Below are 11,024 nucleotides of genomic sequence, written 5' to 3'. Positions count from 1 at the left end.
GTAGCTTTTCATCACATCCGCGTGAGAGTGGAACGGATGTTCAACCTCTTTGATCACCGAATGGTTCAATCGTTTGGTTAACTTGGTATGGGCAAGCAGGGCACCGACCGTAGCCAGCCCCGCATGAGTGCTTAGAATGAGCTCTTTGGATCGCACAAATTGGATTTTCATAGATGTACCTCGACGGTGAAAAGTAGAATTGGGCTATAATCCTACTTTTTCTCCATCGTATACGTATTTCCTTCAATTTTCTCGTTTTTTAAGCGAGAAGTTTCACGGATTCAGGTTTTCTACAGGTAACCAAATTTTAGTACAATAAAGCCTTCGCAAGGCTTTATTTCAATGGCGCGAGCTCTCCCCACAATTTTCTAAAGACCGGGGGCAGAGGAGTTTACTAGTGGAGAGAGCGATAACGCCTTTTCGAGGCTTTATTCGCGGTATTTCGCTGAAATTGTGCAGTATAGCGCCTTCCCAGGGTCTTATTAGTGAGGAAGCCGCTTGCCAAGTACCGAAAAGGGCGTCTCCGCAGAAAATAACGCCTCTGCAAACCGTTATTTTCCACAGGCATCCAAATTTTAGCACAATAAAGCCTTCGCAAGGCTTTATTACATTAGCAGATCCGGCTCTCTCCTATCGTGCGCGACTCCTATCGTGCGGTGTTTCGCTGCATGACGGCAGCCGGTCTCCTAACTAATGAGGCTTTGCCTATTAAGCTACACATACTAGTATCTTGCTCAGAAAATAACGTGAACGAAGGAGACAGCGGGTCCGAACAGATGGGGCGTAGCGAACTTGAACCCGCATCTCCATACGTTATTTCCGGATTGCTCTTACCCAGACCTCATTCGGTCCAGCGAATCGGCCGGAAACTTGGCCGGCCGCAGCACGGCACCGTTTCCGGTCAAAGGGAATAACAGTTCGCTGAACTGCGTGCTGCTGCTTACTTGCGTTCCCCCGATTCGCCGCCTTCCGGCCGCCACTTATTCAAGTTGTTCGATTCCCGCCCTACCGGCTGTCGTTCACTCATATTCCCTAAGCCGCGGCTCTACGGCCGCCGTTCACTCATGCTCCCTGATCCGCCGTTGTCCCGATCGGACGGGGGATGCCGCTTCGATATGCGGGGCCGCTTCGCCGGCTTCCGTCATACGGCGGATCAGCGTGTCGCGCAGCTCATCGGCAATGCCGCGGTACGAATCGTAGCCGGCCAAGTTGGTCAGCTCGTACGGATCCGCGTACAAGTCGTACAGATACTTTTCGGTATAACGCGCAGAGGAAGCATGCTTCGTCCCGTCGAGACCCTCCGCGACGACACCGTACTTCCAGCGGCGGGTCCGCACCGCGCGGCCTACCTGTGATTCGCTGATCTGCACGAAAACCTCCTGCGGCCAATCTGCCGCCTGCCGCCGCAGCAGCGGCCCGATAGACCGACCCTGCATATGGTCGGGAATAGGGATGCCCGCCGCATCGAGCAGCGTCGGCACGAAATCGACCAGGCTGACAAGCTCCGTAACATGCCCTCCGCCCGTAAAACGGCTCCCGTACAGCGCAGCGGGCACGCGGATGGAGCTTTCGTGACACGAGCGCTTGTATTCTCCGTTGCGCGTCTTGAAGTGGCAGCCATGATCCGAGGTAAACAGGATGACGGTATCCTCCGTCAGCTGCAGGCTGCGCAGCGCATCGCGAATTCGGCCGAGCGCTTCGTCGAGCCGCTTGACCATGCCGTAATATCCGCCCAGATGCTGATGCGCCGTACCGCCTAGAGAGGCCAGATCCGGCGGTGTCCATCTCCCCGTGTAGGCATCCCGGTATACGTCCGGAGCGGGATAATCGTCGCGGTGATTTTGATGATGCGGCTCAAGGTAAGAGAGAAAGAGGAAGAATGGCTTATCCTTCCGCTGATCGATGTAACGGATCGCCGCATCCGTCAGCGCATCGACCCGATAGCCGGGCAGCCTTACCGGCTGATTGTCGTTATCGTACAGCATCGTATGATACGCATCCGAGGTATGCTCCAGCGCGTCGGCGGCGAGCCAATATTGATACCCGCCCCGCAAGCGGTCCGGTACCGGCTGATCCCCCGTGGCAGCCAAATGCCATTTGCCGATATACCCCGTCTCGTATCCGGCCTCGTTAAAATAATGCGCCAGCGTCGGCAGCTCGGGACGAAGCGGGATACCGTTGCGGTAGCATCCGGTCTCTGTGGCATACAAGCCGGTCTGCAGGCACGAGCGAGCCGGACCGCATACCGGCTGGCAGGTGAATGCATACTCGAGATGCGTTCCTTGACGGGCCATCAGATCGAAATGGGGGGTTAACCCGAGCGGATTCCCGTGCACTCCGGTCGTATCCCAGCGCTGCTGGTCGGTGAAGAAGACGATGACGTTCGGCTGCCGCCGGCTGCTGCTGTTGGTCATCACCATGATCAATCCTTTCTGATGATTGGAATAGGCACCATTGCCGCAACTTGCCCCAAAGGTTGGAAGCAAGGCTGCATTGGGTCAAAATGTAAACGCCTGCAATGGGCTGTCGTACGTTCATTTGCCGATTGCACGCTTTCCAATGATTAAGTCCTGAAAAATTCTTTTGCCTTAGCATCCGAAGTTTCTTATTATTTCGACAACTGAACCGGAAATCCTGTTAGATCGACTGTTCCGCTTGCATCAGAGTATTCGGCGGCTCCCGCGGCCGGCATCATCTTAAAACGAATCAGATCCAATGCCATAATGTCAGAGGAAATGTTATGTATATTGACATGATTGAGCGGGTGGTTTTATAATAGTAAAAAAAATCAATGTTTTAGGTTATGAAATATAACATGTACTAGAGGCGGATCAAGATGAACGCGAATCAGACTGCTGTGTGGACGCTGTGCGAGCGATTCACCCATTTGTCGCAGGACGATATTCCGATCGTAGCCAATCTCGCCTTGCAGTTGGATGTTATGGCGGACTTGTCGCAAGGGGATGTGTTCATCGACTGTCTCGGCAAGGACGGGGACGTGGCCATTGTAGTCGCTCACGGCAAGTCGTCGTGGATACCGTCGCTATATAGAAAAGACGTGATCGGCGCGCTGGCGCTGCCGGCCAACGAGCCCGGCGTGTTCGAGGCTTTTCGCACCGGGCGTCCGGTCACGGATGCGCGGGGGCTATCGCAGGAGGACGTTCCTATCCGCCAGCGGGTCGTTCCGATCCGGGGGGCATCAGGCGGCACCATCGCCGTGCTTATTCACGAGCAGGATATTACGGATGAGGTGGAGCGCGAACGCTGCATAGCGTCGCTGGAGCAGTCCAACGCGTACCTGGTCGAGATGATGCTCGAAGAATCGCTCACCCGCAGCGGAATTCCGGACCTGTTCGAAGAAGCGATCGTGCTCGTGGACAACGGCGGCCAAGTCCGCTACGCCAACGAACGGGGCCGGGAGTTGCTGAACTGCGGCGGAGCGGTCGTGGCCAACGCGGGGATGCCGGAGGACGAATTGCGGATCGGAGGTCGCTCCTACACTCGAAGGAGGGTGCCGCTGGAGCGGCAAGGGCGGTTAGCCGGGAATATCGTGCTGCTTCGCGACCGGACGGAAATGGAGGACAAGGAGCGCGAGCTTCGCGCGAAATCCGTCGTGCTCCGGGAAATCCGCCATCGCGTCGACAATCAGATGCAGACGATCGTCAGTCTCTTGCGGCTCCAGCAGCGCAGGCAGCGGGACCAGGCCGTCGCCGCGATGTTCGAGGAAAGCCTGCACCGGGTCGAAGGCGTCGCCCGCATTCACCGCTTTTTGTCGCGGGAAGATGCGGGGACGGTGGATGCCGGCGCCTTGTTGAAGGAGCTGGCGGAAGAAGCGTTGTCCTTCCTGGCGGGGCCGGAGCGGCCGCTCGCCCTGTCGATCCGGGCTGAATCGGTTAAGATGAGCGCGGAGCGGTTCGCTTCGCTCGCCCTGATCGTCAATGAGCTGCTTCAGAACGCCGTTAAGCACGCGGCGCACCGGGACGGCAACGGAGCCGTCGCCGTTGCGCTGCGGCAAGCGGGGGAAGAAGCCGAGTTAGTCTGGGAAGAGCGGACGAACTCTCCGGGGCTGGCCCGGGCGAAGAGCATTCTGGCCGCCGCAGCGGGCAGCAAGGGGGCCGCCGGAACGCAGGCAGGCGGCGAATTGGCCGGAAGCGGCACGGAGAGCGGTTCGCTCGGGCTGACCCTGATCGTCAAGCTCGCCGAAGAAACGCTCGGCGGCAGCGTCCGTCACGATATTCGGCCGGGCTTGCTGCGGATGAACGTCACGTTCCCGCTGCAGAGGCGGGACGAGTTATGAGCATTGCAGTCATGATCGTCGATGACGAGCCGATAACTCGCATGGATGTCAAGGAAATACTGCTGAAGGCCGGGTACGAGGCGAAGCTGGAGGCGGGCAACGGCGAGGCGGCGGTGAAGCTGGCGTACGAGTTTCGGCCCGAGCTGGTCATTATGGACGTGCACATGCCGAAGCTCGACGGTCTCAAAGCGGCAAGCCAGCTCCGCAAATGGTACGATCCTGTCATCATCCTGCTGACCTCCCATTACCGCCGGGAATGGAGCGAATGCGCGGCTCAAGCCGGAGCCTCGGGCTACGTGACGAAGCCTTTTACCGAAGGCGGCCTGCTGACCGCCGTAGAGATCGGATTGGAGCAGAGGCGCAGGCTGCGCAAGCTGGAAGCGGACGTGCGCAGACTCAAGGACAAGATGGAGGAGCGGCGGGTCGTCGACAAGGCGAAGGTGCTGCTGATGAACCGCTGGGGCATCGGCGAGGAAGAAGCTTACGCAACGCTGCGCAGCCGGAGCATGCGCGAACGGGCTGCCCTGGTCAAGACGGCCGAAGCCGTCATTCGGGAGTTCGGCGGTTAGCTGAAGCGGTCTGCGGGCAAGGGCTGCGTGTTTAGCGGCATTACGCTTTACAATGGGTAAGAGCGACAAGTGAATAACGGGTTTTCAAAGCAAAGACGCTTTGGTCGGACAGAAGCCGCCGCTCTCGCGCCGCACGCGCGAAAGCAGCGGGCTGCCGGTTCATGGCGTCTTTTTTGTTTTCATAATCTGCAATCTGCACGCTTTGGCGAAGGGGGAGAGCATATTGGACGAATGGATTACCAGCGTCGGCATCGATCTCGGCACCAGCACGACCAAATGGCTGCTGTCCCGATTAAGGCTGACGCTCACGTCAGGCGGCTTTGCGCTGCCGCGGTACGAGATTACCGAGCGGGTGATCGAGTACGCCAGCCCGGTCTTTCCGACCCCGCTGCTCGGCGAGGACGAAATCGACGTCGCCGCCGTGGCCGCGCTGCTCGATGCAGAGTACGCGGCAGCGGGGCTGCGGCCGGAGAGCGTCCGCACCGGCGCCGTCATCGTGACCGGCGAGACGGCCACCAAGCGGAATGCCGAGGAACTGACCCGCGCGCTGGCGCGGCATGCCGGGCAATTCGTGGTAGCGACCGCCGGCGCGGATTTGGAGTCGCTTCTCGCGGGCAAAGGCTCCGGGGCGCTGCGCCGCTCGCTGGAGACGGACGGCGTCGTAGCCAACGTCGATATCGGCGGCGGTACGGCCAATACTGCATACTTCCGCGACGGAAGGCTGATCGCGACTGCGACGTTCCATATCGGCGGGCGTCTGGTCCGGCTGGAGCAGAGCGGCCGGGTGCTGTACGTGGCCCCCGCCCTCCGTGCGTGGGCATCTGAGCCGGGCGTTCGCTTGCGTCTTCCTGAAGCGGGGGCGAGCGCGACGTTCGCCGAGCTGCGGGAGCTGTGCCGGTCGATGGCGGATGTCCTGTTCCGCTGCGTGAGCGGCGACCCGGGGGCGCTGCTTGCGGCCGGGAAGCTGTCTGTTGGCGATCCGGCAAGCGCTCTGCCGGCGCCGGACGAGATCCGGGTGTCCGGCGGGATCGGCGCCCTGATGGAGGAGCCGCCGCCGGAAACAATCGGGCAGACGGCGCGGCACGGAGATATCGGCCCGCTGCTGGCGGCGGAGCTAGCGGCGGCGGCGAGAGCTCTTCCGATGCCTGTGCAGCCGGCGCCGGCTGCGGCGAGGGCGACGGTCATCGGGGCAGGCACGCAGACGACGGAAATCGGCGGCGCTACGATGTACTGCAGCCCAGGTGTGCTGCCGCTGCGCGATGTGCCCGTCGTTGTCTGGGACGTGCCGGCGGAAGCGCTGGACGGCGCCGAGGATGCCCGAAGGCTCCGGGAAAGCGCGCTTGCCGCCGTCCGCGGCGGCGTCGCCGCTTTCGCCGGAGCGGGCGGCGATCCGCCCTTTGCTCTCTGCCTCCGCGCCGCTGGCTACTGCTCGTACCGCCGGCTGCAGCGGCTGACGGACGCCTTGGCCGCGGCATACGCCGCGGAGCCGCTTCGCGCGGCAGTGCCGCTCTTCGTCTGCGAGAGCGACATGGCCAAGGCGCTGGGTTACATGCTGCTCGCCAAGCTGGAGGAGACGCAGCGCGCAAGGCTCGTCTGCCTCGATCAGCTGTCGCCGCGGGAGGGAGATTACATCGATGTAGGCGAACCGATCAAGGAAGAAGTCGTCCCGGTCGTCGTCAAAAGCCTGGTGTTCGGCGGATAAGGCGGGACCGGACGAAAATGGAAAGCGGCCTGACAATGACTGCACAGGGCCAACGGCAACAGCCAACAGGCCGAACGACGCAGGCGTCAGGCCAACGGCACGAAGGAGGAAACCATATGAAGCTTCATACGACGCTGCGGGGAAAGGAATACCGCTTCGCCGACCTTAAGGATTTGCTCGCCAAGGCGAATGAGGAGCGGTCCGGCGACAGGCTGGCCGGCATCGCCGCCGCGGATATGACGGAGCGGATCGCGGCCAAGTCGCTGCTGGCCGACTGCCTGCTGGCGGACATACGCGCCTTTGCTCCGCTCCCTCCCGAGGAGGATGAAGTATCGCGAACAATCGAGGAGGGGGTGGACGAGGAGATATATCATTCCATCAAAGGATGGTCGGTGGCCGAGCTGCGGGAATACGTCCTTCGCACGGAGACGAACGGGGAGGAGCTGCTTCGGCTGGGACGGGGCATGACGAGCGAGATGATCGCGGCGCTGTGCAAGCTGATGTCCAATCTCGATCTGATTCAGGCAGCCTCCAAAATCGAAGTGATCACGACGTGCAGGACTTCGATCGGCCAGCGGGGAACGCTCGCCTCGCGCGCGCAGCCGAATCATCCGGCCGACCATGTCGCCGGCATGAAAGCTTCGCTGTTCGAAGCGCTCGCCTACGGAGTCGGAGATGCCGTCATCGGCATCAACCCGGTGAGCGACACGACCGAGGCGATGAAGGCGCTGCTGCATGCGACGCAGGAGGTGATCGCGTATTGGGATATCCCGACGCAGAACTGCGTGCTGGCCCACGTGACTACACAGATGCGGGCGGTCAAGGAGGGCGCCCCCGCGGATATGCTGTTCCAAAGCCTAGCCGGCACCGAAGAGGGCAACCGGGGATTCGGCGTCGACCTGGAGCTGCTGACGGAAGCGGACGCGCTGATTCGGGAGATGGGAACGGCGGACGGGCCGAACCGCTGGTATTTTGAAACCGGGCAAGGCTCGGAGCTGTCTTCGGGCGCGCATTTCGGCATCGACCAGGTGACGCTGGAGGCGCGCTGCTACGGGTTGGCCCGCAGGTTCAAGCCGTTTATCGTCAATACGGTCGTCGGGTTCATCGGTCCGGAGTATTTGTACGACAGCAAGCAGGTGATCCGGGCCGGGCTGGAGGACCATTTTATGGGCAAAATGCACGGCCTGCCGATGGGTGTCGACATTTGCTACACGAACCACATGAAGGCTGACCAGAACGACATGGAGCTGCTCGGCGTTCTGCTGGCGACAGCCGGCGTCAACTTCATCATCGGCGTGCCGATGGCGGACGACTGCATGCTCAATTACCAGTCGATGAGCTACCATGACATCGCGGCTATCCGTGAAACGCTCGGCAAACGCCCTGCGCCCGCTTTCGAGCAGTGGCTTGAGAAGACCGGCATTCTGGCCGGAGGACGGCTGACGGCGGATGCGGGCAATGCCAGGCGGTTCATGTTTTAAGCAGATGACAAGCGATAAAGGAGGAACAAGCGATGAATGCAGCGGGAGGGAATCGGGGAGCCGACCGGTTTCGGGAATGGATGAAGCTGACGCCGGCCAGGCTCGATGTCGGGCGCGCCGGCACGCGGCCGCTGACGAAGGAGATGCTGAAATTCCGGCTCGATCATGCGGAAGCGGTCGATGCCGTCTATGGGGAGGTGCAGGACGCAGCGCTTGCCGAGTTCGGCCTGTTCACGGTGGAGACGCAGTACCGCAACAAGGAATTTTATCTTCAGCATCCCGACAGCGGGCGGGTGCTGACGAAGGACGGCGCCAGGGAGATCGTTCGGCGCTGCGAGCACAGGCCGCAGGTGCAGGTCGTCGTATCCGACGGCCTGAGCGCCAAAGCGATCGACGACAACCTGGCGGACGTGCTGCCCGCGCTGCGCGATTCGTTGGCCGCCAACGGGCTGGCGGAGGGGACGCCCTTCTTCGTTAAAGGCGGAAGAGTGGGCGTCATGGACGACATCGGCCGGCTGCTGGAGCCGGAGGCGCTCGTACTGCTGATCGGGGAGCGTCCCGGGTTGGTCACCGCCTCGTCGATGAGCGCGTATATGTGCTACCGCCCGCGGCCGGGCCGCAAGGACTCCGACCGAATGGTCGTCTCCAACATTCATGCGGGCGGCACGCCGCCGGTGGAAGCCGGAGCGCACATCGGCTCCCTGCTGCGCAAGATGATCGAGCAAAAGGTCAGCGGCGTCAAGCTGGAGGTTTAAGCAAGGCAATACCGACACCTAAAAAGGAGTGGAGAGTCATATGGAACATCAAACGCTGCGCAAAACGCTGAAGCCGATTCACCTTTGGTCGATTGCGGTCGGCATGGTTATTTCCGGACAATATTTCGGCTGGAACTACGGCTTTTCCGAGGGGGGCGTCGTCGGGATGATGATCGCCTCGCTGCTCGTGACCGCCTTTTTCGCCTGCTTCATATTCAGTTATGCCGAGCTGTCGACGTCGATACCGAACGCGGGCGGTCCTTCCGCCTACGCGGCCCGGGCGCTCGGTCCGTTCGGCGGCTACGTGGCCGGCATCGCCTGCCTGCTGGAATTCGTCTTCGCGCCGCCGGCGATCGCGGTTTCGACCGGCGCCTACGTTCATTTCCTGATTCCGTCCGCCAGCCCCGTCTGGGTGACGACCGGCATTTTCATTCTGTTCATTCTTATCAACATGGTCGGCATGAAGGGAGCGGCGCTGATCGAGCTGATCGCTACCGTCATCGCTCTGGTCGGTCTCGCGCTGTTTTACACCGCGGGTTTGCCGCATGTGAGCCTGGACCGTCTCGTTCCCGCGGATGCGCCGCCGCTTGCCGCAGGCGGTGTGCTGGCCGCCGTCCCGTTCGCGATCTGGTTTTTTCTCGCGATTGAAGGCGGGGCGATGGCAGCCGAAGAGGTGGAAAACCCGAAGCGCGACATTCCGCGCGGTTTTATCTCCGGCATCCTGACGCTCGCGACCGCTACCGTGCTGACCCTGCTCGTCACCGCCGGACTGGGCGGCGGCGAAGGGAAGCCGGCGGATTATCCGCTGCCGCAAGCGTTGAGCGGCGTATACGGAGAAGGCCATTGGGTGGTCGTTGCCGTTACGATGATCGGCTTGATCGGTCTGATCGCCAGCCTGCACGGCATCATCATCGGCTATTCCCGCCAAACCTACGCGCTTTCCCGCGCCGGGTACTTCCCGAAGTTTTTGTCCAGGCTGAACCGCCATGGCGTCCCGGTATGGGGGCTGCTCCTTCCCGGAGCGATCGGCGTCGTGTGCGCCGGTTCGGCGGCCTTTGCCAGCGCCCTGATCGAGCTTGCCGTGTTCGGAGCGGTGCTGATGTACTGCCTGAGCATGATTTCGCTGTTCGTTCTGCGATACAAGGAGCCTGGTCTCGAGCGCCCGTTCCGGGTCGCGTTCCCCGTCGTCCCGGCCATTGCGCTGGCGCTCGGCCTGCTGTTCCTGTACTGCGTCGTTCGTTACAGCATGCTTGTCAAAACGATGCCCGTGCTCGGCGTCGACATTCCGCTCTGGGCGGTTATCGTGGCGATTTACGCGGCCGCCGTTCTATACTATGCCATGAAGGGAAGACATTCGGTTGCGGCGGACAGGACGATTGTCGCCGAACGGCCGTAATTCGGCCCTCTGGGCAAATACGCTCGGGCAGAGCTCCCCTTGCAGTGAAGAATGCTGCGGGGGAGCTTTTTTTGCGGCATTAGGAGAAATGCCGAACGCGGTTAACGATACGTATGCGCCGAACCTGCGGGGAAAACGATTACACTCAACTTTTCCCTTGGTCGGCCTTTCGTGCCGTGCTACCCTGAATAAAAATAGCGGGAGGGATGACGAAATGAGAAGGAATGTACAAGGGTTGAACCGGAACAATGCCCCATTAAGTCAAAATGCCGTTAACGGCACAATACGCAAATTGCGGAGGGTGGACCGTTTTGACGATGATGAAGAGGTTTCTGGCTTATTACAAGCCTTATAAAAAAGCGCTGGCGGCCGATCTGCTGTTCGCGGCGCTCGCTTCGGCGGCCGTGCTGGCCTATCCGCTGCTCGTCAATTATATGACGACGATGGCGATCAGTGATCAAGGCATCCAGCTGCCGCTGCTGCTGAAGGCGATCGCCGTTTTTGCGCTGCTGATGATCGTCGAGTACGTCAGTCATTTTTAGGCTCAACATCAAAGTTAGTGCTTGACTTTATGTACCAAATCGTTCACGGTTACATTCGACCAGAAGTCCTTGTACGTAACGTTCCCGGTTCCGGGTGAAGTAATGTCGGCGTTGAAAGGCTTTCATTCGGTTGTTTCTTCCTTCAACCGCCGCATTGGTCCACCGACAGGAGTGATAATTGACGATCTCCGTTCGCCAGTTTCGCATCGTTTTGATGCAGGTGGCTACTGCCGGATGCTGAAAATGTTCCCCTTGTCCCAGCCAGCGGTCAAACCAGATGGC

Annotated in this window: 9 protein-coding genes; 7 read left to right on the top strand and 2 right to left on the bottom strand. The window is 60.6% G+C overall.

The window, feature by feature from the left end; all coding sequences use genetic code 11:
* Window positions 1–1,058: 1,058 nt before the first annotated feature.
* Complete coding sequence (locus F591_RS0125835) at window positions 1,059–2,414, bottom strand: sulfatase family protein (protein WP_040742609.1); 1,356 nt, start codon at window positions 2,412–2,414, stop codon at window positions 1,059–1,061.
* Window positions 2,415–2,836: 422 nt separating this feature from the next.
* Here F591_RS0125835 and F591_RS0125830 point away from each other — a divergent pair, with 422 nt between their 5' ends.
* The 7 genes from F591_RS0125830 to F591_RS0125800 all read left to right on the top strand — a co-directional run bounded on the left by F591_RS0125830 (window position 2,837) and on the right by F591_RS0125800 (window position 10,742).
* On the top strand, window positions 2,837–4,297 hold the full coding sequence (locus tag F591_RS0125830; protein ID WP_019537479.1) for a sensor histidine kinase: 1,461 nt from the start codon (window positions 2,837–2,839) through the stop codon (window positions 4,295–4,297).
* Window positions 4,294–4,866 carry an ANTAR domain-containing response regulator gene (locus F591_RS0125825; RefSeq protein WP_019537478.1) on the top strand — a complete coding sequence of 191 codons (573 nt, stop codon included), beginning with the start codon at window positions 4,294–4,296 and terminating at the stop codon, window positions 4,864–4,866. Before F591_RS0125830 ends, F591_RS0125825 begins: the two co-directional genes overlap by 4 nt.
* A gap of 223 nt (window positions 4,867–5,089) precedes the next feature.
* Window positions 5,090–6,568: an ethanolamine ammonia-lyase reactivating factor EutA gene (locus F591_RS0125820; RefSeq protein WP_245581140.1), complete on the top strand. Its 1,479-nt coding sequence runs from the start codon at window positions 5,090–5,092 to the stop codon at window positions 6,566–6,568.
* Between the two features lie 116 nt (window positions 6,569–6,684).
* Window positions 6,685–8,049, top strand: coding sequence for an ethanolamine ammonia-lyase subunit EutB (locus tag F591_RS0125815; protein ID WP_019537476.1), 1,365 nt, complete (start codon window positions 6,685–6,687; stop codon window positions 8,047–8,049).
* Between the two features lie 32 nt (window positions 8,050–8,081).
* Window positions 8,082–8,804 carry an ethanolamine ammonia-lyase subunit EutC gene (gene eutC / locus F591_RS0125810; RefSeq protein ID WP_019537475.1) on the top strand — a complete coding sequence of 241 codons (723 nt, stop codon included), beginning with the start codon at window positions 8,082–8,084 and terminating at the stop codon, window positions 8,802–8,804.
* Between the two features lie 40 nt (window positions 8,805–8,844).
* Window positions 8,845–10,200 (top strand): ethanolamine permease, encoded by a 1,356-nt coding sequence (gene eat / locus F591_RS0125805; protein ID WP_019537474.1) that lies wholly within the window; start codon window positions 8,845–8,847, stop codon window positions 10,198–10,200.
* Between the two features lie 317 nt (window positions 10,201–10,517).
* On the top strand, window positions 10,518–10,742 hold the full coding sequence (locus tag F591_RS0125800; RefSeq protein ID WP_156829712.1) for a hypothetical protein: 225 nt from the start codon (window positions 10,518–10,520) through the stop codon (window positions 10,740–10,742).
* A 27-nt stretch (window positions 10,743–10,769) separates the two neighbouring features.
* Here F591_RS0125800 and F591_RS30995 read toward each other — a convergent pair.
* Window positions 10,770–11,024 (bottom strand): transposase (locus F591_RS30995; RefSeq protein WP_211217633.1); only part of this gene is annotated, 255 nt, incomplete at its 5' end.

Source organism: Paenibacillus ginsengihumi DSM 21568 (genome assembly GCF_000380965.1).
Classification (GTDB): Bacteria; Bacillota; Bacilli; order Paenibacillales; family NBRC-103111; genus Paenibacillus_G; species Paenibacillus_G ginsengihumi.
This window is presented reverse-complemented; position numbering and strand designations above follow the sequence as displayed.

Coding starts and splice junctions, on each gene's coding strand:
- F591_RS0125830 (WP_019537479.1), top strand. CDS start 2,837: ATGAACGCGAATCAGACTGCTGTGTGGACGCTGTGCGAGCGATTCACC.
- F591_RS0125835 (WP_040742609.1), bottom strand. CDS start 2,414: ATGACCAACAGCAGCAGCCGGCGGCAGCCGAACGTCATCGTCTTCTTC.
- F591_RS0125815 (WP_019537476.1), top strand. CDS start 6,685: ATGAAGCTTCATACGACGCTGCGGGGAAAGGAATACCGCTTCGCCGAC.
- F591_RS0125800 (WP_156829712.1), top strand. CDS start 10,518: ATGATGAAGAGGTTTCTGGCTTATTACAAGCCTTATAAAAAAGCGCTG.
- eat (WP_019537474.1), top strand. CDS start 8,845: ATGGAACATCAAACGCTGCGCAAAACGCTGAAGCCGATTCACCTTTGG.
- F591_RS0125825 (WP_019537478.1), top strand. CDS start 4,294: ATGAGCATTGCAGTCATGATCGTCGATGACGAGCCGATAACTCGCATG.
- eutC (WP_019537475.1), top strand. CDS start 8,082: ATGAATGCAGCGGGAGGGAATCGGGGAGCCGACCGGTTTCGGGAATGG.